General features: G+C 48.0%; 20 protein-coding genes. 7 read left to right on the top strand and 13 right to left on the bottom strand.

The features are described 5' to 3' along the window. Nucleotides 1-64: 64 nt before the first annotated feature. The 5 genes from pdxH to OM95_RS09870 all read right to left on the bottom strand — a co-directional run bounded on the left by pdxH (nt 65) and on the right by OM95_RS09870 (nt 3,859). Nucleotides 65-652: a pyridoxamine 5'-phosphate oxidase gene (gene pdxH / locus OM95_RS09890; protein WP_041873120.1), complete on the bottom strand. Its 588-nt coding sequence runs from the start codon at nt 650-652 to the stop codon at nt 65-67. Beyond that, on the bottom strand, nt 652-1,347 hold the full coding sequence (locus tag OM95_RS09885; protein WP_041873119.1) for an FKBP-type peptidyl-prolyl cis-trans isomerase: 696 nt from the start codon (nt 1,345-1,347) through the stop codon (nt 652-654). The genes pdxH and OM95_RS09885 overlap by 1 nt, the downstream gene beginning before the upstream one ends. A gap of 103 nt (nt 1,348-1,450) precedes the next feature. Continuing rightward, nucleotides 1,451-2,590 (bottom strand): tRNA 2-selenouridine(34) synthase MnmH, encoded by a 1,140-nt coding sequence (gene mnmH / locus OM95_RS09880; protein ID WP_291516043.1) that lies wholly within the window; start codon nt 2,588-2,590, stop codon nt 1,451-1,453. After that, on the bottom strand, nt 2,583-3,632 hold the full coding sequence (gene selD, locus OM95_RS09875) for a selenide, water dikinase SelD (protein WP_041873117.1): 1,050 nt from the start codon (nt 3,630-3,632) through the stop codon (nt 2,583-2,585). Before selD ends, mnmH begins: the two co-directional genes overlap by 8 nt. Further along, entirely contained in the window at nt 3,629-3,859 is a 231-nt protein-coding gene (locus tag OM95_RS09870; protein ID WP_041873116.1) for a twin-arginine translocase TatA/TatE family subunit, read from the bottom strand. The genes selD and OM95_RS09870 overlap by 4 nt, the downstream gene beginning before the upstream one ends. A gap of 88 nt (nt 3,860-3,947) precedes the next feature. On the opposite strand from OM95_RS09870, the gene OM95_RS09865 reads away from it, so the two are divergent. The 5 genes from OM95_RS09865 (at nt 3,948) to OM95_RS09845 (ending at nt 8,924) form a co-directional block, all read left to right on the top strand. Further along, nucleotides 3,948-4,358: a hypothetical protein gene (locus OM95_RS09865; RefSeq protein ID WP_041873115.1), complete on the top strand. Its 411-nt coding sequence runs from the start codon at nt 3,948-3,950 to the stop codon at nt 4,356-4,358. Nucleotides 4,359-4,412: 54 nt separating this feature from the next. After that, on the top strand, nt 4,413-6,530 hold the full coding sequence (locus tag OM95_RS09860) for an alkaline phosphatase family protein (RefSeq protein ID WP_041873114.1): 2,118 nt from the start codon (nt 4,413-4,415) through the stop codon (nt 6,528-6,530). Beyond that, on the top strand, nt 6,511-7,197 hold the full coding sequence (locus OM95_RS09855) for a response regulator transcription factor (RefSeq protein WP_041873112.1): 687 nt from the start codon (nt 6,511-6,513) through the stop codon (nt 7,195-7,197). The genes OM95_RS09860 and OM95_RS09855 overlap by 20 nt, the downstream gene beginning before the upstream one ends. Continuing rightward, nucleotides 7,175-8,632, top strand: a complete 1,458-nt coding sequence (locus tag OM95_RS09850; RefSeq protein WP_041873111.1) for a HAMP domain-containing sensor histidine kinase — start codon at nt 7,175-7,177, stop codon at nt 8,630-8,632. The genes OM95_RS09855 and OM95_RS09850 overlap by 23 nt, the downstream gene beginning before the upstream one ends. A gap of 85 nt (nt 8,633-8,717) precedes the next feature. Then, entirely contained in the window at nt 8,718-8,924 is a 207-nt protein-coding gene (locus OM95_RS09845; RefSeq protein ID WP_291516041.1) for a hypothetical protein, read from the top strand. 65 nt (nt 8,925-8,989) lie between these two features. Here the strand turns inward: OM95_RS09845 and OM95_RS09840 are convergent, their stop codons facing one another. The 7 genes from OM95_RS09840 to OM95_RS09810 all read right to left on the bottom strand — a co-directional run bounded on the left by OM95_RS09840 (nt 8,990) and on the right by OM95_RS09810 (nt 18,702). Continuing rightward, nucleotides 8,990-9,538 (bottom strand): NAD(P)H-dependent oxidoreductase, encoded by a 549-nt coding sequence (locus tag OM95_RS09840; protein ID WP_041873108.1) that lies wholly within the window; start codon nt 9,536-9,538, stop codon nt 8,990-8,992. Between the two features lie 97 nt (nt 9,539-9,635). Further along, nucleotides 9,636-13,337: an ABC transporter transmembrane domain-containing protein gene (locus OM95_RS09835; RefSeq protein WP_041873198.1), complete on the bottom strand. Its 3,702-nt coding sequence runs from the start codon at nt 13,335-13,337 to the stop codon at nt 9,636-9,638. Nucleotides 13,338-13,560: 223 nt separating this feature from the next. Continuing rightward, nucleotides 13,561-15,384 carry an ATP-binding protein gene (locus OM95_RS09830; protein ID WP_041873106.1) on the bottom strand — a complete coding sequence of 608 codons (1,824 nt, stop codon included), beginning with the start codon at nt 15,382-15,384 and terminating at the stop codon, nt 13,561-13,563. A 41-nt stretch (nt 15,385-15,425) separates the two neighbouring features. Continuing rightward, nucleotides 15,426-16,715, bottom strand: coding sequence for a putative Na+/H+ antiporter (locus OM95_RS09825; protein WP_041873105.1), 1,290 nt, complete (start codon nt 16,713-16,715; stop codon nt 15,426-15,428). A 77-nt stretch (nt 16,716-16,792) separates the two neighbouring features. Continuing rightward, on the bottom strand, nt 16,793-17,089 hold the full coding sequence (locus OM95_RS09820) for a hypothetical protein (protein WP_041873104.1): 297 nt from the start codon (nt 17,087-17,089) through the stop codon (nt 16,793-16,795). Beyond that, nucleotides 17,089-17,781, bottom strand: a complete 693-nt coding sequence (locus OM95_RS09815; protein WP_041873103.1) for a hypothetical protein — start codon at nt 17,779-17,781, stop codon at nt 17,089-17,091. The genes OM95_RS09820 and OM95_RS09815 overlap by 1 nt, the downstream gene beginning before the upstream one ends. Nucleotides 17,782-17,895: 114 nt before the next feature. After that, nucleotides 17,896-18,702 carry an HNH endonuclease family protein gene (locus OM95_RS09810; protein WP_041873101.1) on the bottom strand — a complete coding sequence of 269 codons (807 nt, stop codon included), beginning with the start codon at nt 18,700-18,702 and terminating at the stop codon, nt 17,896-17,898. 113 nt (nt 18,703-18,815) lie between these two features. Between OM95_RS09810 and OM95_RS09805 the strand changes: the two genes are divergently transcribed. Continuing rightward, nucleotides 18,816-19,832, top strand: coding sequence for a hypothetical protein (locus tag OM95_RS09805; protein WP_041873100.1), 1,017 nt, complete (start codon nt 18,816-18,818; stop codon nt 19,830-19,832). A gap of 73 nt (nt 19,833-19,905) precedes the next feature. Further along, entirely contained in the window at nt 19,906-20,547 is a 642-nt protein-coding gene (locus OM95_RS09800) for a Crp/Fnr family transcriptional regulator (protein ID WP_291516039.1), read from the top strand. 15 nt (nt 20,548-20,562) lie between these two features. Here the strand turns inward: OM95_RS09800 and OM95_RS09795 are convergent, their stop codons facing one another. Next, nucleotides 20,563-21,627, bottom strand: a complete 1,065-nt coding sequence (locus OM95_RS09795; RefSeq protein WP_041873098.1) for a branched-chain amino acid aminotransferase — start codon at nt 21,625-21,627, stop codon at nt 20,563-20,565. Nucleotides 21,628-21,724: the final 97 nt, after the last annotated feature.

Genomic DNA, 21,724 nt, shown 5'->3' with positions numbered 1-21,724 from the left:
TATCCATGAAGCAGGACTAGATGGACGAAGCCTACAGTTCAAGACTGAAAACGAAAAGGAAGAATCAAGGACTGCGCTGAAAAGTCTTCCAGCCAGAATCTGTTTTTTGATAAATAAAGCGTTCATGCAGACGGCCGCTCAAACCGAACCAGAATTCGATTTCGGTTGGGATTACTCGCCAACCACCCCAATGCGGAGGACGTGAGACCACTTGGCCATCAAATTGCTTTTCATATTCCGCCACACGTCGTGCTAACCAGTCCCGATCCGGGATGACTTCACTTTGATGGGAAGCCCAGGCTCCGATTTGACTCAGACGCGGACGCGTCGCGAAGTAGGCATCGCTTTCCTCAGCCGAAATTTTTTCGGCCTTTCCGGTGATACGGATTTGCTGCCATAAAACAGGCCAGTAGAAATTCAGACAAAGCGTGGGATTGGCTTCAATGTCTTTTCCTTTATGGCTTAGGTAATTGCCATAAAAAACAAAGCCCCCCTTCGACACCTCTTTAAGATAGACGATGCGAACGGAGGGCACACCCTTTTCATCCACTGTGGCCACAGACATAGCATTGGCCTCAGGAACTTGCTTTGCGATCGCCTCTTTAAGGAGGCGATCAAAATGCTGAAAAGGATCTATCGATATATCGATCATTATTTTTTCTTTTTTGTATCTTGTTTAACGATATCGATCAACTCAACGTCGAAAACCAAAACTGAATTTGGTGGGATACCAGGACGACCAGAAGGACCGTAAGCCAATTCAGGTGGGATGAAAAGTTTTGCTTTGCCGCCAACTTTCATCAATTGAAGAGCTTCTGTCCAACCTGGGATCACGCCGCCTACTGGGAATTCAGCAGGTTGACCACGATCGTAAGAAGAATCGAACTGTTCGCCGTTCGTCAAAGTACCTTTGTAGTGAACTTTAACTACGTCTTCTTTTTTTGGCGAAGCGCCTGTGCCTTCTTTTTCAGTGATGTACTGAAGACCAGAAGCCGTGGTTTTCACGCCAGCCGCTGATTTGTTTTTTTCCAAGAAGTCTTTGCCTGCTTTAGCATTACCTTCAGCAGCTTCTTGTTGTTTCTTCATCGCCATTTCTTGAAGTTTCATCATCGCGGCTTGCATGTCTTCTTTAGACATTTCGTTTTTACCCGCAGATGCATCTTTCAAAGCTTGCGCCAAAGCGTCCGCATCGAAATCGATGTTTTGTTGTTTCAAGTTACCACCGATTTGTTGACCGATAGCATAGCTCGCCTTTTTCATATCAGTGTCGAGCTTAACTTTCTTTTGGCAAGCAGTTGTAAATGCCATAGCAGCTACAACGAGACCGCCAAGTACTAACTTATTCATGTTGTCTCCTCATAAGGGTTGTTAAATTTGGCAACGCCCTATCTTGCGACGAAATCTTGCCGTTTCAAACAGATAACGCACCCGGAAAAAAGCAAAAACGTCGCTAACGGGAAAGGCTTTGCAGGAAGGCGACAACGTCTTTTCGAGGACCTTTGAACAGCACATGGACTTGTCGGCGCTCTAAAGACGAAAGGTATAAAGGATCATAGTAGTACTGGAGCAGCTTTTCGATCCACACTTTGTTCGGTTCAAGGTCGGCATGCTGCAAAAACTTAGACTCCGCCTGCTCCAGATCGGCAAGAACTTCCTGACTTCTGGCCCCGCCCAGCTTTCTGTGGATCGACAAAACAGCCTGACGGTATTTCGCAAACAGATTCAACGCCTGACTTCGCAAAATCTGCTCTTCTTCCGCGCACCGAAAATGCGGCGAGGCGCTTCGGCCAATGTCCGTGTTAATCACATAATCAGAAAAGATATTCTGCACTCGTGCCTCAAACGGTTCTTCCAGCCACAAGACCTCAGAACTGCGCAGTCTTTCAAAGAAGTCTTTGGGTTGGCAGACCCGCCCGATCAAGCGACTTTCATCCTCCACCACAGGGCGAACATCTGAAGTCCTTTTGTCCTCAAGCTTTAAACACTCCAAAGCCAAGGAAATTTCGAAGTCGACTTGGGTCGGCTGTGGCGTCGGCAAAGAACCAAAGGCCGAGCCGCGATGACGCGCCAAAAATTCTAAATCCAAAGTTGGACGAAACTTGTTCACCTCTTTCAAGAGTTCGGTTTTACCGCTTCCGGTAGGACCGGAAACCACCAGAAGCTCACGGTGCAGACAAAAGTCATTCAACTGATCTGAAAAAAACTGCCGGGCTTTTTTATAACCACCCGCGATGAGAGGAACCTGAATCCCCACTTCCGCCAACCACGCTTGCGTGATTTGAGAGCGTTTGCCCCCGCGAAAACAGTAAACCACGGTGTCGGGATGGGCTTGCACAAACTGTTGCCACTGTCGCACCCGAGCTTCCTTCACCGATCCAGACACAATCTGATAGCCCAAAGCCACGGCGGCGTCTTGCCCCTCGCGCTTATAGGTTGTCCCGATAAGAGCTCTTTCTTCATCGTTTAAAATGGGAAGATTCACGGCCCCGGGCAAATGCCCTTGCGCAAATTCCACGGGCGCACGCACATCAATTAAAGGAGCGCCGGAAAGGAAAAGATTCTTGTACTGTGAAAATTCAATTCTATTCAAAAATCACCGCGTTATCCTGACGAGGTAAAACCTCACCAATGATTTCAGCAGATTTAAACTTGGCTCGCAAGGCCTGTACAGCGTCCCGACTGATTTCGCGAGAAACACTTAAAAGCAGACCTCCACTAGTTTGCGGGTCGTGAATCAGAAGCTTATGAAGATCATCCAGATTTTTGACATCCATCGAAGCTTCAGTGTACTGGGCATTGGAGCGATGGGCCTTCGTCAAAAAACCCTTTTCAAGGAACGTCAAAGCTTTGGCAAAACGTGGCACCTTTTCCAAAGAAATTCGTAAGCTGACTTGGCTCGCATTTGCCATCTGCATTGCATGCCCCGAAAGGCCAAATCCCGTGATGTCCGTCGCGGCATGCACCGAGGGTTTCGTCACGGGCGTCAAATAGTCGACGGCATTGTTCACGGTCGCCATACTTTGCAAAGCTTCCGCGATGTCCTCTTCAGAGGACTCACGACGTTTCAAAGCCGCCGTCAAAGTTCCTGTCCCCAGAGGTTTCGTGAGAATCAAATGATCTCCCACCTGAGCGCCGGCATTTGTCCACACCTGCGCAGGATGCACAAACCCTGTGACCGAAAGACCGAATTTTAAAGTGTCATCGTCAATTGAATGTCCACCGACGAAGTTGGCATTGGCTTCCGCGATTTTATCACTGGCCCCTTGCATGACATCGACAATCACGGATTCAGGCAGAGTCGCTAAAGGAAAAGCTAAAATTCCTAAAGCCGTTTTCGGCAGACCGCCCATGGCATAGACATCGCTCAACGCATTGGCCGCGGCAATTTCGCCAAAGAGCTTTGGGGTGTCCACGATGGGCGTAAAAAAATCCAAGGTTTGCACCAAAGCCACGTCTTCCGTGACCTTGTAAATCGCCGCATCATCAAAAAGTCCCCCATCCACCAGCAAAGCTGGATGAGCCACCGGAAACTTCACTTGCTGAAGAATGCGGCGAAGTTCCGAGGCGGCCACTTTCGCAGCACAACCTCCCTTTTGCACAGTTTGCGTGAGTGCGATTTTTTCAGAACTCATGATTGTTTATGAGTGTCTTTTTGCTCTTGAGATTGATTCAGAGGTTTTTCTTTGTTCTGAGAAATCTGCGGGTTGGCCTCGCGCTCATGCGGATCTTCATTCAAAGCCTTTTTAAAGCCACGGATAGATTCCCCCAAAGAACGTCCCAAACCGGGAAGTTTGCTTGGGCCAAACAATAGAAGTGCGATGCCGCCGATCAATAGGATTTCAGTCCAACCTAAATTCATAAGGTCTCCTCGTTACAAGGCCCAACCTACTATAAGGCCTATTGCATGGCAACAAAAGGCCGTGCATTATATTGGGAAAGGAGGCAACATGCTAAGTCTCATCTTGACACTCTTTTTGGTGGGTGATGCACATGCTCAAAGTGGCGTGAATTCGACAAAATACTTCGAAGCCGAAGAAGAACCCGAGAAACCCGATGAATCCAGAAGCTTTACTGCAAAGGTCAAAGTCGTCCGCGAGGAAAGCGACGGCGTCGACGTCTTCTTTGAAGGAGAAAAAGCCAAGGGGGCTTACTTCCTTTCCCGATCTGTGGAGCACTACGGCAAAATCGTTAAAGATCTCGAAAAAAGCAAGAAGCCCAAAGGCCCCGCCGTGGCCGTGACCGCTGATAAGAATAAGAACATCAAAAAAGTCGAAATCAAAAAGGTCGAGGCGACCTCGGACTTCAAAATTCCCGATGATCCAAATCAAAAATGGGACTTTGGTAAACCACCGGAATAAGCTCTGAATCCTGTTGCGTAAGCGCCTGGGAAGTGCGATTTTCATGTCCTCAACATGGAAAAATCTCGGGCGCAATGGCTAAAACAATCCTGGCTGTACCTTAAACGCATTCTTATTCTGAATGTGGTTTTTCTATTCATTGGCTTTCTTTGGCGTTTGGGGTTCTTCCTCGTTTATGGAAACATGAATGAGGTCTCTCAGGTCCCCGGGGATGTGGCGCGCGCGTTCGTCCTGGGCGCACGCTTTGACAGCACCATTCTTTTTTATATCAATGCGATCCCGTTCCTGGTGCTGTTTCTGGCCAGTCTTTGTGCCTGCACCAAACTGAGCAAAAAGCTCTTGCAGCAGTTGTTCACCCGCTTTACTCGTTTTCTTATTCCCTATTACACGATCATGCTTCTTATCGTGACCTTCATATCCGCGGTGGATTTTGGTTTTTACAGTTTCTATCAGGATCGTATCAACGTTTTGATTTTCGGTTTTATCACTGATGACACCGTGGCCCTGATCAAAACTATTTGGCGCAATTACCCGATGGTGTGGATCACAGTGGGTCTGGCTCTTTTCACTTATCTTTTGTGGAAGGGTCTGAAAATCAATTTCACGCAAGGCCGAGAGTGGTGGCCTTGGCGCCTGGAGCGTGTCTCTTATCCGGCCTTCGTGCTTTTTTTCTTTGTGGTTTTTCTTGTGAACGGAGTCGGCGCTCGTGGGTCTCTGGGATTATTTCCTTTGAGCGAAATGGACACCGGCATATCAAAATCCATTTTTGTGAATCATTTAAGTTTCAATGGCACGCGGGCCTTCACTCGGGCTATCGAACTCAAAGCTCAACAGACTTCTCAATGGGACAGCAATCTTCGCCATTTTGGTTACGGCGACAATTATCGACAGGCCTTTGCGGACTTCTATCACCTGACTCCGGATCAAGTCCCCGCCGACCCTTTGACGTTGATGAAACACCGCACGCCCAAAAATGCTTGGGCAGAAAAAACCAAACCCCATGTTTTACTTCTGACGATGGAGTCCTTGGGAGCTTACTGGTTCCAATATGATCAGCCCGATTTTGATCTGATGGGTCAGTTCAAAAAGCACCTGCAAGCTGACACTTATTTGACTCACTTCCTTTCTAGCAGCAACGCCACGATTGGCAGTTTAAGCTGCCTGATGATCGGCTCTGCCCAACGCCCCATCAGTGAGTTTCTTTCTGAAAGTGACTACCTTCAGGTGCCCTTCCGAACCAGCCCCGCACGGATTTTTAAAGAGTCCGGCTATAAAGCTCGCTTTCTTTATGGTGGCAATCCAGGCTGGCGCGAAGTGAATAAATTTGCGGTGGCGCAAGGCTTTGACACCGTTGAAGGTGAATTCGAAATGACCGAGGTGCTGGGGGGATTGAAGGAACGTCACGATTGGGGCGTTTACGATGAAGATGTGTTCGACTACATTTTCAAAACCTTGAGTGACGCCAAGGAACCGCAGTTTTTATTGACCATGACGACCACCAATCATCCGCCCTATCAGTTGCCGACAACATACTCGGTGCCTGAACTTAAGCCCCCGCAAGAACTCACGTCGCGCTTAATCGGTGATGCGGCCTTGGCGGAAAAACGCTTTAAGACCTATCGTTATTCAACTGATAAACTGGGCGAATTTCTCACGCGTTTGAAGAACTCGCCCTTAAAAGACAAAGTGATCGTCGCCGTGACGGGCGATCATACATTCTGGATTGTGAATTTTTCTGAACAAGAGCTTTTACAAAAAGGCTCGGTGCCCTTCTATCTTTATGTCCCTTCCGCCGTGCGCAGGAAGCTGGACCCTGACGCTTTCGGTTCACAGGCCGACATCGCCCCCACCCTTTACAATCTGGCGCTTTCCGAAAAGGACTATTATTCGTTGGGTCGTGATCTGTTTGGCAAAGACGGCGACTTCGCTGTCAACGCTTCCAATCTGATTGTGGATCGCACTGGTGGTGTCTTAGCCTCTGGGCATGCCACTGACGATCACGCACTTGACTGGCAAGGAAAGTATGAAAGATTAGTGGCCGGGGAAATGACAGAGTCCAAAAAAGCCCTGTCGTTGAAATACAAATCCCTGATGGGCATTTTGGATTTTTACTTTATGAAAGAAAAACAAGATCAGAAAGGACACCGACACCATGCGGATTCTCGTCGTTGAAGATCAAGTCAAAATGGCGACCTTTCTAAAGAAAGGCCTGGCTGAAGTCGGTTACGCCGTGGACCTGGCTGAAAGTGGCTCGGCGGCTGAATCCTATATGGCTCAAGGCGATTACGATCTTGTCATTCTGGATGTGATGCTGCCGGATCAAAGCGGTATCGACACCGCCCGCCACATCCGTCGCGATGGCTATGAAGGGCCGATTCTGATGCTCACGGCGCTTTCCACAACGAAGGACAAAGTAAACGGTCTTGACGCCGGGGCTGACGATTATTTGACGAAGCCTTACTCTTTCGATGAACTTCATGCCCGTGTGCGCGCCCTCTTACGCCGTAAAGGTGCTGCCAACAATGGCAATCACAGCAACACGTTGAAATACGCCGACCTGGAATTGGATCTGATCCAGCGCAAAGCGCGCCGTTCAGGCCAGGAGATCTCGTTAACTACGAAAGAATTCGCGTTGCTAGAATACTTCATGCGCAATCCTGAGCGACCGCTGGGGCGAGTCTCTATTGCTGAGCATGTATGGGATATCCACTTTGATTCCGAAAGCAATGTGATTGACGTTTATATCAATCTGCTGCGTAAAAAAATTGACGCTCCTTTTGCGAAACGACTGATTCACACAGTTGTGGGCACGGGTTATGTTCTTAAAGAAAATCTATAATTTTCTTTCCAGCTTCAGCATCCGTCTGCGTCTGTCGTTGATCTTCGTGTTGATTTTCGGAGCCACGACCATTTTCTTTAACATGTTTCTTTTTAAGATGATGATCGACACCCTTCAGCAGGACTTTGACGATGCCCTCTTCAACTACTCCGTCGACGTCTCTGAAGGCATCGAAATCGGTGTCAAAGGCGACTTAAGCTTTCCTCCTTTGCGTTTGGATCACGGTAAAATTCTGCCCTTCCCACTGGGAACAGCGCTGATCCAAGTACGTCACAGCTCCGGTGCGGTTTTGGCCCGTGTGGGAAATTTCGGGGAGTTCAATCCACCCTATAAAAAAGACTTTGACCGCATTTGGAAAGGCGAGGAAGCCACTTACCGTACCATTGAGCACATCCGTAACATCCCCTCGGCAGAAGCCGACTCTTATCGCCTGATCTCTTTTCCTCTGGACAATGCCGCCAAGCCTCAGTTGCTGTTGCAAATTGCGGTTCCTATGACTTTGATGGAGACTCAGATTTCCCAGCGCCTGACCTTGCTGCAAGTCGGGATTCCCTTCGTGTTGTTGATTGCAACTTTGGGGGGAATGTTCCTTTCGGCGCGCGCCCTGAACCCCGTCAACAACATGATCAACACGGCCAAGGAAATTAAAGCCAGCGAACTGTCCCAACGCGTCCCGATTCCCAACGCCAATGACGAAATCAAAAAGCTCGCGCTGACACTGAATGAAATGCTGGATCGAATTCAACAAGCTTTTTTAAGTCAGGAGCGCTTCGTCGCGGATGCCTCTCACCAATTACTGACTCCGTTAACGATCATGCGGGGCGAACTGGAGCTTCTGCAAAAAGCAGAAAAGCGGGATGTTGATCAATTCATCAAAAGCGCGCTGCAAGAGGTGGACAATCTTTCCGGCATTGTGCAAGAGATGCTTTTGCTAGCGCGGGTGGATGCGGGCATTGGCGCTTTGAATTTTCAGGATCTAGCCCTGGACGAAGTGATTTTTGAAGTCCTGCCCCGTTGTGAGAAACTGGCCAACTCCAAAAATATCAAATTGAAGCTGAATATTAATAATGAGACCAAAGACGATCGCAAAATGGTCCGCGGTGATAACGATCTTTTACAGAACCTTATTGTTAACATCATTGAGAATGCCATCAAGTACTCCCCCAATAACGAAGTTGTGACGATGACTCTCGTTTGGCGGGATGAATTCACGCAGTTCATCGTTGAAGATCACGGCCCGGGTGTTCCCGAAGATCAACTCCCCTTCATATTTGAACGCTTCTCGCGCGGTTCAAATATGGAAACCCGTGTTAAAGGCTTTGGTCTTGGTTTGGCGATCGCGCAAAAGATCGCCATTCTTCATAACGCCAAGTTAAACGCCCAGAACCATCCTGGACTAGGCGCGCGCTTCACTTTCGAAATTAAAAACATTTAATTCCGTTTTAATCGTGGCTTTAACCTTCTTTGCTAGCATGACTCTTGTCCGATTGAAGCTAACTAAAGAACCAATGGAGGTTACTATGAAAATCGCTTCTGTTTTGATGACTGTTGTATTTGCTGGTGTTGTTGCTCAAGCTAACGAACCTGCTAAAACTGAAACTGCTCCAACAGCTCCTGCTGCTGCAGCTGCTCCTGCTGAGACAAAAGCTCCAGCTAAGAAAAAACACGCTAAAAAAGCTGGCGAAGTTAAAGCTGAAACTAAAGAAGCTGCTCCTGCTGGTCACTAATTCCTTCACGGAATTAGCGAGCGCATAGCTCTCTAGTGAAAAGGGAACCTTACGGTTCCCTTTTTTTATTTTTTCAACTCCGCGCATTCCTTCGCGAAGCTTTGCCAAAAACCTGCAATCAACTCTTGGCTTTTCGGATCGATCAATTTTCCATTTTCGTCAAAGGCCTTCGCGGCATTAAAATAAAACTCGGGCTGCCCCATGGTGGGCATATTCAGGTACGCCAAAACCTGACGAAGGTGATGTTGGGCACCAAAGGTTCCAATATTTCCGATGGAAGCTCCCATCACCGCTGCGGGTTTGCGATCCCAAAGATTCTGTCCATAAGGACGAGACCCCCAGTCAATCGCGTTTTTCAACACACCTGGAAAGCTGCGATTGTATTCGGGTGTGATAAATAACGCCGCATCCGCCTCTTTGATTTTATTTTTAAACTGCTGAGCGATTTCGGGAGGATTGTTTTCCAAATCCTGACTAAAAAAAGGCAGCGTGGCGATATCAAAAGTATCAATTTCAATATCCTTGGGTGCCAGATCCTTGACGGCTTTGAATAATTTTTTATTCAAGGAATTCTTACTGATACCACCAACCAGCGTGAGCACTTTCGTGGGCATGACAGACCTCCTGACTCCAGTTCATCAGAAATCATTCTGTCAGAACTGCCAAGAGGTCAGTCCAAAAAACAAAGCGGGCTCTCAACCCGCTTTTCTTTTACACCAGACTTTCTTCAATCTCTTCCTTAGAAAACTCTGAAGGTCGTCGCACCGATTTCACCTCGCCCGCTGAAATCTCGACGATCTGATCACAATCGGCGATAGTTCCCAGACGGTGCGCAATGATCAGCATTGTCACTCCGGCAAAAGACTGCCGAATGACTTTTTGCAAAATCGCATCCGTTTGCACATCCACACTGGCGGTCGCTTCATCCATCACGATCACCCGAGCTTTGGTCAGAAGGGCGCGAGCTAAACATAGAAGCTGCCTTTGCCCCTGGCTTAAATTCAAACCGCCCTCGCTGACCACCGAATGCAGGCCTTGTGGCAACTCTTTAACATGTTCCCACATCGAGGCATGTTTTAAAGCGGTGATCACGTCCTCGTCCGTGTATTCGTTGTAACGATCCAAGTTATTTCGGATCGTCCCTAGGAATAGCGTGGGATCTTGAGGAATGATCGCCAAATTACGGCGCAGTTGTTCTAAAGGCACAGAGGCAATTTCAACACCATCAATTTTTATACAGCCCTCTTCCGCTTCAATGAAGCGAAACAAGGACTGAAAAAAGGTGCTCTTGCCCGACCCCGTGCGACCGATGATGCCCACGCGTGTTCCGGCGTCGACATGGAAGGTGATTCCCTTAAGGACCAGTGGCAGATGCGCGGCGTAGCGCACTTTCAGATTCTCGACGGAAATTTCTCCTTTGTCCGGCCATGCGGGGGGCAGCGGTGTTTCGCGAGCCACAACGACATCTTTTTCCGCCGGAAGACTCGAAAAAAACTTCAGACGCTCAATCGACGTCATGCGCGATTCAATATCCGCAAAGATACGAACGCCCCAGTTTAGAAAACCCCAGAAGGACAGCGAATACAATGTCACCAACCCCGCCGTCCCCGCATCCATCAGTCCGTAGCGTGCCGACACAGTCACACCTATGGCCGTCGACATTGAAATAAGTCCACCGATCAACGGAATGCGCGACGAGAACCATCGATTGATCATGAAATGCGAATAAAACATTTTCTGACTGTAGGCGAGCTTGTCATAAAAATTTCGCATGAACCACGACGACTTATTGAAGCCACGAATCACCGTCAATCCCTGTAAGGTCTCTTTGAAATGCGCATAGCGTGGAGACCGGGCGACACTGTCAAAACGTTTCACTTCGCGAGCCGGACGACGATAATCACGTTGTAAGACATAGTAGAGCGCCATCACAGGACCGATAACGAAAATCATCATCGGCATCAATCCCAAGATCAAGGCAATGGACACCAGGACCTGCAAAGCGCAGTGCACGGCGGAATCAAAACTCCACTGCAAGTACACGTCCACCGATTCAATGTCGCGCGAAAATCTTTGGATGATTCGACCTACCGGCGTTGAATCAAAAAAGCGGACCGGAGACTTCAAAACACTTTGCAGCATTTTATCGTGCATGCTTTTGCCGGCACGAATTCCCCGCTCTAACCAAATCAAATGGTTCAATAAAGACCCCACCAAGACGGCCAGACCAATCAAACCATAGATGCCTATGGCTGATAACGCAGCCCACTCACTTTGATGACCTGAATAATAAGAAAGCCAAGCTTTTTGCAAAAGCGGGAGCAAAGTAACACCGATAGCTCCAAACAAAAGCACACTCAAAATCAACGGCTTCGTGTACTTTCCATCACCGCCCAAAGAGCTGATGTAGTCCCAATATACTGAGCCCTTCACCGCCCCCACTTCTCTTTCTTCATCCTCGGTCACACGGTTTTTCTTTTCATCGATTTCTTCTGAAGAAGCCGCGGCTGTTTCCGGCGTAGAAACTTCCTGAGGCGGAGTCGGTGCAGAATGCTCCCCTTGGGTTTTTCCATGCTCTTTATAAAACTCTGCGAAGGGCTGACAGATTTTTAGAAGCTCTGCAAAGCTTCCAAGTCCCTTGGCTTCGCCATTTTCAATATAAAGAATCTGATCAAAACGCGGTAAGTGCTCCAGGCGATGCGTCGCCACAATACGTGTGACATCTTTCCAGGCGCCAAACAAAAGGCGGTCGCATAAAAGATTTTCTGTCTCGGCATCCACGGCGGAAAGAGGATCATCTAAAAGAACGATCTGCGGGCGACGCAAATAGGCACGCGCCAAAGCAACCCGTTGTTTTTGGCCGCCAGAAAGATTCACTCCTTTTTCGCCGATTTCGGTGCGCAGCCCTCCTGACCACTCTTTCAGGTCTCGGCTAAGGCAACTGTTATGCAAAGCCCGACGTAAATCTTCTTTGGAAACGTTTTCGCCGAAGGACAGGTTTTCCAATAGCGTGGTGTTAATGATGTAAGCTTCTTGAGGCACGAACGCCATGCGCGGGCGTTCGCCAGCTAGAACCTGCGGAAACAGGATATGTCCCCGAGTGGGAGCCACCTCCCCCAACAGGGTCGCTAACAAAGAACTTTTACCAGCGCCCACGGGACCCACGATAGCTACGGAACTTCCCGCCGGAACTTTTAAGTCAATATTCTTTAGAACCTCTTCCTGTGATTCCGGATAGGTCAAAGACAGGCCCTGGATCTCAAGCCCCAACGGCTGATCCTTCAGGGAACTTTCTTGTGACGAGATCTGCACTTCTTCCTGCTTCAGGAAATTAAGAATACGTCCTGCTCCGACTACTGCCGTGGTGTAACGGGAAATCAAACGCGATAAATCACCAAAGGGCCCTTCCAAAAGACCAAACAGCGAAATGCACGTAAAAATCACAGCCGCATCCAAAATCTGCCCGCGCCAGGCATGCACCGCCAAAGCAACAAACAGAACAAGGGTGGAAACACCCAAGTAACCCAACGATGAAATGACTTCGGCTCGGGCTAAGCGTCGGCGGCTTAAAAGTTCTTGTTCACGAACTTCAGTCACTTCCTTAGACACACTTCGTTCCCAGGCAAAATACTTCACCACGCGAATGGAGTTCAAAGCCTGAGTCATCAAAGTCACACGGCGATCGCGATGTTTCATCATCTCTTCATCCAGATGGGTGAACTTTTTGGCGACATAGCTTGTCAGGGGCGCCAAAGTGAATAACACCGCCAATGCCGCCAAGGCGGACCAGCCAATATAATAAAAAAGCATCGAGACAACACCGACAATCAGAAAGAGTGACGATGCCAGGTCGCCGATGATCTGTGGAAACTCGGACACGGAATCACTATCGGAACTCATGTGGTTCACGATGTCCCCCACCTGACTTTTTTGGCGTGCGGTCTGACTTAGCTTCAGGCTGTGGCTAAAGATTTTCTGATTTAAGATGTTCGTCGTGATCTGATAAGCCTGAAGCAGGTTGTAAAAGTAATGCTGCAAACACAAGCCGGACAAAAAGCCGCACAGCCCCAAAAGCAGACCATAAAGCAATGCTTCCGGAAGCGATTGTTCCGTAACACCTTGAGAAATCAAACCGACAAAACGATTTACAAAAACGGGTGATAACAAAGCCAGCACGGAGCTGGCGAAGTACCAGGAGTAACCGACCCGTAATAATTTCTTCAGTGTGCGAATTATCGAAAACAGAAAGGCTTTCGGCGTCGTCCACTGAAGGGGTTCTAAAGAAACTGGTAAAGTTTCAGGATGAAGATGTGCCGGCAAAGGCAGTAAGTCGCCTTCATCTATATTTTTGGTTTTCGCAAGCTTCACCAATGGGCTGACTTGGGAAAAGAGCATACGTCTAAAGAAGTTCATGCGAGTCCATAACTGCTCATCAATGAGCAAAACTAAATATTAAATTTCAGAGAATCAGATCTTTACGTTTGGGTCGACGTCGGGATCTATTTTTGAACAAGGGAAAGACACATCATTGAAATGATTTTAGATAGAATCATAGTGCCCTCCCCTTGCATTAGTGTGAGATAAAACTAGGTTAAACAAAGGCCACGGTTTTGTCCAGCCCCTAAAAAATAATTTTTTATTGAGTCGGGCCATGCACTGGAATGGTAAAAACAAAGCGAGATCCCTTTCCCAAAGCGCTTTCTACAGCGATCGAGCCGCCCATTTTTTCCACCAGTTCCCTGCTAATACTCAATCCCAGCCCTGTGCCCCCGAAGCGGCGGGTTATCGAAGAGTCCCCTTGATAAAACCGGGTAAAAAGGACGGCCATTTTATCCTGCGAAATTCCAATACCAGTATCTTCCACCGTGAACTGAACTTCGTCGGGTTTTCCCGGACAAAGCGCTACTTTCAATAAAACACTTCCTTCATCCGTGAACTTAAGACCGTTACCGACAAGATTGATCAGAACCTGCTGCAAGCGCTTGGCATCGCCGACAATCGTTTCCGGAACATCGTGATCGATTTCCACGCGCAGCTCTAACTTCTTTTCCTGGGCTTTTATCAATAACAACTCAGCACTTTTTTGCACCGATTCCCGTAGCTTGAAAGGCGTTTTTTCCAAGACCATCTTCCCGGATTCAATTTTTGAAAAATCCAGAATGTCATTTATGATACTTAAAAGGCTTTCCGAAGCGCGACTTAATATCCTGACGTAATTTCTTTGCTCATCATCCAAAGGACTTTCCAAAAGAACTTCCGCCATTCCCATAATGGAATTCATCGGCGTGCGAATTTCATGACTCATATTTGCCAAAAATTCTGATTTTGCTTTGGTCCCTAACTCGGCCTGTTCTTTGGCGCGAATCAATTCCTGTTGATAATGATGAATCTCGGTAATGTCTGTAGAGACACCAGCCATAGCGATAATCTTCCCATGGTCGTCAAGAATAGGAAACTTTTCAGAAATATATTGTTTTTCACTTCCGTCGGGTAAGAGAATCGAGTCCTCGGCTTTTTCCGCTCTTTTCGTGCGAATGATTTGGCGGTCATTCATGACGTGCCGAAGGGCATCCCGTTCCGCGAAGAGTTCAAAGTCCGACTTTCCAAGAAGTTCGTCTTTGCTTTTACCCATAAGTACTTCGAATTGCCGACTGGCCAGGATGTAACGGCCCTCTAAATCCTTCACATAAATTATTGAGGGCGACGATTCTAAAAGACCGTTCAGAAGGCCTTGCTGATAACGCAGAATATTTTCCGTTTCCTTCACCTTGGAAATATCCTGAACGATGCCGAACGCCGTAATCATGACGTTATTTTCTTTAAGGGCCGCGCCCATAATTCGCGCGGGAAAATGGCGCCCCCGCCGCGTCGTCAAAGTCGTTTCGATATCGTATTCTTCCCCCTTCTCGACAAGATTCTTATATTTTTCTTCGATGAAGGCCCGGTCCGCCGCAGGCAACAAAGCCAAAGCCTCTTCAATGACTGAAATTTCATGGGGCTGGATTTCAAAAAGATCACAAAGCTCTTGGGAAAAATGGACCTTCTTTTCGACAAGGTCGACGCTCCAACTCCCGAGCCTCGCGACTTTGTTCGCCCGCTTATAAATCTCGTCGTACACTTTTTGCTGAGTGATATCTTTGGCGACGGCATAAATACGACGCTTCGTGAGATCAATTTGATAATTCCAGCAGAGGTATTTGTAAGAGCCATTTTTGCAACGATAGCGATTGCGTACGTCCTGGACCACTTGCCCGTCGTAGGGAACGCCGATCTTATCCAAGGTATTTGCCAGATCATCGGGATGGATCAGGTTTTTGAAGGATAGCTGGACGAGCTCTTCAGCACTCCAACCCAGTTCTTTAGTCCAAACAGAGTTCAGTTTTAAAGGAACCCAGTCCATTCCAATGACCGCCACCATATCACTGGAAATTTTAAAAAATGCCGAGTCCTCAAATTCCATCAAGAAATTTTAAAGAGGACTCAATAAAAATGCATCCGTTTTTACAAAAACCAAAGACAAAAGATTGCGACGAGGGTGGGAGGCAAAGCTGCAATCAAAAGATTTAAGGGTTTGATTCCTCCCGGAAACTTATGACTGAGAATCGAATACCCAGCGGCATTGGGTGCGTTGGCAATAATCGTTAAGCCCCCGCCCGCAATGGCGCCTGCTACTAAGGCATATTTACTGGAATCACTAAGTCCTTCAACTTGCGATCCCAAATATGTCAAAGCAGCGTTGTCCGTAATTGCGGTCAAACCGACAGCGCCTTTGAACAACAGCAAATCACTCATGCCTCCTAGCATTGGCGCCAGCCACCATTTCTGAAAGGCACCAAACTGAATAATGCCGCCAAGGAACAAAGAGACCAGCAAACTTTCTTTCAGTCTGAGGGCATCGTGATAGCGTTGAGTCACGCTAGCGACCCCTAAAAATAAAAGGAAAATTCCTAAGAAAGCGTTCTGGTAATGACCCGTCATCACAATCCCGGCCAAGAAAAGCAAATGGACCAGAGTCACACTGACTGGAATCGGAGCCTGAGCTCCGGCAAGGCGAGTTTCCACTTCACGCAACGTAATACAGTTTTGCGCAAATTCTTTGCGGAAAACTGCGATCAGAAGCAAGGCATTGATCGTAACAGCGATGGCACTTTTCCAACCAAAATGAGTCAGGACGAAAGAAAAATCCCAGTTCCATTTGCTGGCCACCATAAGGATGGGAGGTGCCGCAAACGGAGTCAGAGCTCCGCCAATAGAGACGTTTACAAATAACACCGCGATCAAAGCATAAATAAGTTTATTCGTTTCCTTTTGCAGCATTGAATTTAACATAAATGCTGTCACGGTCATCGCAGCCGGCTCGGTAATAAAACTGCCACTCAAGGAGCCGAAAACCAATACAACAAAAAGGTCCGTATGAATGGCCGGCGTTTTAAAAATTTTTTGCAATACGCCACTTAAAGACAAAATGCCGTGGCGGGCGGCCGCCAAGATCGGTCGCGTGGAACAAACAACCATGATCGCAAAAATGAAAAAGGGTTCTACGAAATTAAGAGAGGTCTGATAGGTAATCGCCGGTCCCCATCCTTCCAAAGCAATGTAGACCACCATAAAAAGACTGGCCCAAATTGCGAAGACGGCTTCGATCTCGCCCAGAAGATGCAAGACGCTGTTTGCCAGCGAATGTTTAGGGAAATGATGAGACCAATGTAAAATACGTCCCACCATAAAAGTATGAATAACAGCTAAGCCAAAGAAGATCGTTCCTAAAAGTTCAATAGTTGTGTACTGCATGGATCACATGCTAGCGAAAATCTGGCAGAGCTCCAACCAGAACCGGATTGAAGACAGTCGATTTTGCATTGAGCCACTTATTTTTTGACGCAGGCACCATTTCTACAGACATGATCGCCCGCGCAAGTGACTGCTTTTTCAAGCACTTGATCTTTTTCGCACGAAAACTCCAAAAGTTTCTGGGCATCCAAACAACGATCATGCTCTTTGATCATCTGCGTGTAGCACGAGTCTCCCAGACAATTTTCATCTCCTAAGGAGTAGATCACTTTGCCAGCGACCGAAGGGTTGACGCCTTGATCAGAATCCTTACACACACCGGCGCTGACGACACCTGCCCAGCAAACAATAGAAATAAAAATTAAGGACTTCATTACTGCACCTCGCAGCGATACGTCTTGGTCAATGATGCTTGAGTGGTCCAATCACGCTCCTTTTTAGGCGGCCCACAAAGAACGATCAATTCTAAATCCACCTTGGCAGCCTGGTTTTTCAAGCGGATCGTGGAAGAGTACGAACATGGAGACTGACAGTATTTCGACTCCATAAATTCCCCCAGACTGTTATCGCTCATCAAAGTCTCTTGCGCAAAAGTCGTCGCATCGGCAGCATTGGCGAAAGTCTTTTTTATCGCCGAACCGCTTTGTGACACGCCAAATTTTTTCCCCTCGGCCGGAGCCAACTGAATGGAGGTGTATTCTTGCGGGCAGGCCGCATCGGGCACCACGGCACTCGGCCGCGTGGTCACTTCAACAACCGGCGCACTGATACGCGAACAACCTCCCGGGCAGCCCCCGGATTGCTGCATAAAATCTTTCTGTAGATTTTCGAGCTGCGAAAACAAGCCTTTCATTTTTGCACTGGCTGAAAAAACGCCGTAATTGATCGCCGGTAAAGTTTGTTTTTCCGCCTTCACTTTCACATCACAAGCCGCTTTATTCGATTTATTTAAAGCATCACAAAGCTCTTGCAAGTCTTGTGTGGCCGATGTTTTTTTAGAACACGTCTGCTGGGCCTGAGCGCCCGTTCCCAAGGCAAAAATCAAAGTTATGAGAATGTGTTTCATGCCCACTGTATCGGCAGAAAGCGAAGATTTTTTTAGGATTTTTCCAGAAATGAGAAGGACCGTGCCCTATTGTTTCCACATTGTCAGAATGAGGGTCCTAGGTCCAGGACTCCATTATTGGCAAAGATTGATATTATTCGCGATATAACGGCGTTGCGCTGCCAAGTCGGACTGAGAAAAGCTGAGCTCGGCCGCAGTACAGTGATTGGCTTGCGCCAGTTCTTCCACCGCCTTTTTTTCAGACACAGACAATGCTAAAGACCATATCAGCTTTACTTTCAACCACTGCGCCAGATACTGACATTGGTACGCGCGGTTCGGCGGCATATATCCTTCGGGAGTCTTATCACTTTTCGACGAATTTTCCGGGCCATAGACAGAGAGCAGATGATACTCATTCCCCATGTAGTTCGCATATAGACAACGACGCTGCCAATTCCATTTATAAGCCCCACTGATATAAGCATTTTTCAGTGGCACAAAATGATCGATCTGAATCTCTGAAGCGCGCTGATAATCTCGATTGCTATAAGGATCCGCCCAGTGACCTGCAGTCACCGTGCACCCGTTGGCAGAAAAGGACACCTGAACAGAAGAATCGCGAATTAAAACTTTAGCCCGCGTATTGTGACAAGTTCCATCACTATGATCACGCAACCAACTGCCAAAATGTTTAGCACGATTGTAACGCTCACTATAATCTGCATATTTTTCCGAAGAATAAGAAAAATTCAAAAGAGACAAGACCCGGTCCGCCAGTTCATTCCAATCATGTGTTTCGCTTATTAACTCGGCAGAGACATCCAAAGGGTTTAAAGAGGTTTTTTGAGAGGGGGATTGGGGAGATTCTTCAACCATATAGTACTGAGCGCGGGCTTTCCCCCCTGCCAGCAACAACATTATCAGAAACAATGTCTTCATGGAGTCTCCAATCCGTAGAGATTCACCGTTCCTTCAATTAGAAAAGTCCTTGTCACGCTTGGCAACGAGTAATTTGTTAGACTTCCGTCAAGGTGACGTTTACAAAAGACATTATGTTACGTGCTGGTCGATTTCGTCATCGCCTCCTTGACGATTCCTTCTTAAAAACTCAAGGCCCTTGGGCCTATGCGTGCTTACAACCCTTCCTGAATTTGTGGCGACAGCGCCATCTCAGCGATGTGGAAATCGTGGCGGCTTACATATTTATTTTTTCTTTTCTTAGACGACCCAAAGATTTTTTGGGCGGGGTTCATCACGCTTTTGCGGTGCCTGATTCCTCGTCCCCTAGCTTACGCAGTGACGAGTTCGTCGACGTGTTGCGAACAGTTTTGCCGGCGCCTCTTCAGAATGCAAAATCCTTGCAGAGGTTTGCCGCTGCGACGCCATTTGTGGACCACTTCTGTTCATTGAGTTGGCGCTCTATTCCGCTGGCGGTCCCCAGGTCCTTGGTGGCCTGGCGCGAAGGCCTTTATCCACTCGATCTTCTCACGGATGTGCCGACCCCCGAAGAGGTGCTGGACATGCAGGCGCGCGGTCGCCGCTGCCTCAGCATGCTGATAGAAAAAGAGCAGATTTTGAATTTCGTCGAAGAGGGCCGGGATGTTTTAGGCTTTATCGTGCATGATTTAATTCACGCGGATCATTTTTTTGCCGACAGCGAAAAGGCCCAGGCCCAGATTCTGTTTTGCCAACGTCTGCGAATTCTTGCCCAAATGCCCACTATCCAACAAATGTTATATAATGATACACTCTTCCGAGGAGAATTCCATTATCTTATGTCGGATATGAACTCCGTGCCCCTGCATCTTTTAAAAACATTGAAGGCCATACTTTTAGGCTTTTATAAGCGCAAGGAAGGACTTTCTATGGCCGAGTCCCTTCCGGCACAGATCGAACAAGAATTTTCTCACTTTTTTACGCAAGCCCTGCGACCTTGGAATTTTACGCCGGAGCAGCTGAGTGCGGCCCAGAGGCTGAATACGCCTCATTATCAGGGTCGCGACGACGGAGACTTGTTGACCCGAGCCCTCTCAATAAACTTTCATGACGAACCTCTAAATATTTGTTAGGATGGTTAACAAGATGTCGATGAAAAAAGATTGCTCTCCCCAACCCACCACTGAAACCTGCAAATCTTGCGATATGAAAGCAGATTCTCTGATGTGTGCCACACCGGACACGCATGCCATGGTGGAAAAAGCCCGTGTGACCTGCCGTTTTAAAGCAGGTCAGGTGATCTTTTATTCCGGCAACGACTCTTTAGGCATCTTTACGATCCAAACAGGATTAGTGAAATTGGAAGTCACCTCTGCCACTGGCGCGGCCCATACGCTTCGTCTTGTCGGTCCCGGCGGCACGCTAGGCTATCGCTCTCTTTTTGCTGGCGAACCTTATCACGCTTCGGCGGTCGCCGTTGAAGACTGCGAACTGTGCTTTATTCCCAAAGCCGATGTGATGAATATCTTCAAAACTCATCCCGACCTTGCCATGAAACTTCTTTCGCATATTTCGAAAGATCTGCGTATGGCCGAAGAAAAGTGGATGGGACAAATGGACAAAGATGCATCCGAGCGCATTGCTGAAGCTCTGCTGTTTTTACAAGAACATTTTTCGCATCAGAATTGGACCCGCAGAGAAATCGCTCAGTGGGCTGGCACCACACCTGAGACTGTGATTCGTACCCTTGCCAACTTCGAAAAAGAGGGCATCATCGACCAGTCGAATGGTCGCGGCATCCGCATTCTTTCGCGTGAAAAACTTCGCGATAAAGCAGAGCTGAACTAACTCAGCCCTCACTCCTTAAACCTTATATAGCCAATTGAAAGAATCCGGAGCCGTTCCGTTTTGAATGCCCGTGAGTTCTTCGTAAAGACTGGCAGCCACCGGACCCATTTCCCCATTATTCACGGTGATCTTCCAGTCTTTGGCCGCAAGTTCACCGACAGGACTGATAACCGCGGCGGTCCCCGTCCCAAAAATCTCTTTCAGCGTTCCGTTGGCCGCGCCATCGCGCACTTCCTGCAACGTCACCCGGCGCTCTACGACGGGCTTGTTCTTAGCTCGCAAAAGTGTGAGGACTGAGTTTCTGGTTCCGCCGCCAAGAATCGTGCCTTCCAGCGAAGGCGTGACGATTTCATTCTCGAAGACGAAGAAGACATTCATCGTCCCCACTTCTTCGATGTAGCGATGAGTGACGTCCAACCACAGGACTTGTGCGTAAGAATTTTTCTTTGCCTGCAGGGCGGCTTTCAAACTTCCGGCATAATTCGCAGCCGCTTTGGTGGCTCCCAATCCGCCGGGAGCAGCCCGCAGGTATTCTTGTTCTACCCAAATTTTGACAGGCTTGGTTCCTTCGCCGTAGTACGAAGCTACCGGGGATAGAATCGTGAAGAACAAATACTCTTCCGCAGGGCGCACACCCAAAAAGGATTCGCTCCCGATCAGCGTCGGTCGAATGTAAAGAGAGCACCCCTTTTGCGAAGGTATCCAGTCTTGATCCACCTTGATGAGTTCGCGAATACCCTCAAGAAAAACTTCCTTTGGCGGCGCCACCATACAAAGACGTTCCGCTCCTTCAGCCATGCGCGCCCAGTTGAATTCAGGTCGGAATAAAACACAGCTTCCATCTTGATGAAGGAAAGCCTTCATTCCTTCAAACAAGGCCTGTCCATAATGCAGAACACTGGCGCCTGGATCTAGGGCAAGAGGTTCATAGGGAGTGATGCGCAGATCATGCCAGCCTTTTTGCGTGGAGTAAGACGCTAAAAACATGTGATCTGTAAAATAACGACCAAAGCCCAACGACTCGACGGAAGGACGTGGCTTGGGATTTTTCGTCTTAGTTATGGAAATGGTATTCGTCATCTGCTCAATAAATCATGAGCAGGCAGGAGGCGCAACCAATTGATGCACTTTTGTCCACCCGCCGTTCAAATTGAAACAATTGTCACGATTTGTTCAC

The sequence above is a fragment of the Bdellovibrio sp. ArHS genome (assembly GCF_000786105.1).
GTDB lineage: Bacteria > Bdellovibrionota > Bdellovibrionia > Bdellovibrionales > Bdellovibrionaceae > Bdellovibrio.
The sequence above is the reverse complement of the archived record's forward strand: the minus strand, read 5'-3'. Positions and strand labels throughout refer to the sequence as shown.

What these genes read in the sequence shown, in the direction of transcription:
- pdxH (WP_041873120.1), bottom strand. Translation starts at nt 652, where the DNA reads ATGATCGATATATCGATAGATCCTTTTCAGCATTTTGATCGCCTCCTT.
- OM95_RS09885 (WP_041873119.1), bottom strand. Translation starts at nt 1,347, where the DNA reads ATGAATAAGTTAGTACTTGGCGGTCTCGTTGTAGCTGCTATGGCATTT.
- selD (WP_041873117.1), bottom strand. Translation starts at nt 3,632, where the DNA reads ATGAGTTCTGAAAAAATCGCACTCACGCAAACTGTGCAAAAGGGAGGT.
- OM95_RS09870 (WP_041873116.1), bottom strand. Translation starts at nt 3,859, where the DNA reads ATGAATTTAGGTTGGACTGAAATCCTATTGATCGGCGGCATCGCACTT.
- OM95_RS09865 (WP_041873115.1), top strand. Translation starts at nt 3,948, where the DNA reads ATGCTAAGTCTCATCTTGACACTCTTTTTGGTGGGTGATGCACATGCT.
- OM95_RS09860 (WP_041873114.1), top strand. Translation starts at nt 4,413, where the DNA reads ATGGAAAAATCTCGGGCGCAATGGCTAAAACAATCCTGGCTGTACCTT.
- OM95_RS09855 (WP_041873112.1), top strand. Translation starts at nt 6,511, where the DNA reads ATGCGGATTCTCGTCGTTGAAGATCAAGTCAAAATGGCGACCTTTCTA.
- OM95_RS09850 (WP_041873111.1), top strand. Translation starts at nt 7,175, where the DNA reads ATGTTCTTAAAGAAAATCTATAATTTTCTTTCCAGCTTCAGCATCCGT.
- OM95_RS09845 (WP_291516041.1), top strand. Translation starts at nt 8,718, where the DNA reads ATGAAAATCGCTTCTGTTTTGATGACTGTTGTATTTGCTGGTGTTGTT.
- OM95_RS09840 (WP_041873108.1), bottom strand. Translation starts at nt 9,538, where the DNA reads ATGCCCACGAAAGTGCTCACGCTGGTTGGTGGTATCAGTAAGAATTCC.
- OM95_RS09835 (WP_041873198.1), bottom strand. Translation starts at nt 13,337, where the DNA reads ATGAACTTCTTTAGACGTATGCTCTTTTCCCAAGTCAGCCCATTGGTG.
- OM95_RS09830 (WP_041873106.1), bottom strand. Translation starts at nt 15,384, where the DNA reads ATGGAATTTGAGGACTCGGCATTTTTTAAAATTTCCAGTGATATGGTG.
- OM95_RS09825 (WP_041873105.1), bottom strand. Translation starts at nt 16,715, where the DNA reads ATGCAGTACACAACTATTGAACTTTTAGGAACGATCTTCTTTGGCTTA.
- OM95_RS09820 (WP_041873104.1), bottom strand. Translation starts at nt 17,089, where the DNA reads ATGAAGTCCTTAATTTTTATTTCTATTGTTTGCTGGGCAGGTGTCGTC.
- OM95_RS09815 (WP_041873103.1), bottom strand. Translation starts at nt 17,781, where the DNA reads ATGAAACACATTCTCATAACTTTGATTTTTGCCTTGGGAACGGGCGCT.
- OM95_RS09810 (WP_041873101.1), bottom strand. Translation starts at nt 18,702, where the DNA reads ATGAAGACATTGTTTCTGATAATGTTGTTGCTGGCAGGGGGGAAAGCC.
- OM95_RS09805 (WP_041873100.1), top strand. Translation starts at nt 18,816, where the DNA reads ATGTTACGTGCTGGTCGATTTCGTCATCGCCTCCTTGACGATTCCTTC.
- OM95_RS09800 (WP_291516039.1), top strand. Translation starts at nt 19,906, where the DNA reads ATGAAAGCAGATTCTCTGATGTGTGCCACACCGGACACGCATGCCATG.
- OM95_RS09795 (WP_041873098.1), bottom strand. Translation starts at nt 21,627, where the DNA reads ATGACGAATACCATTTCCATAACTAAGACGAAAAATCCCAAGCCACGT.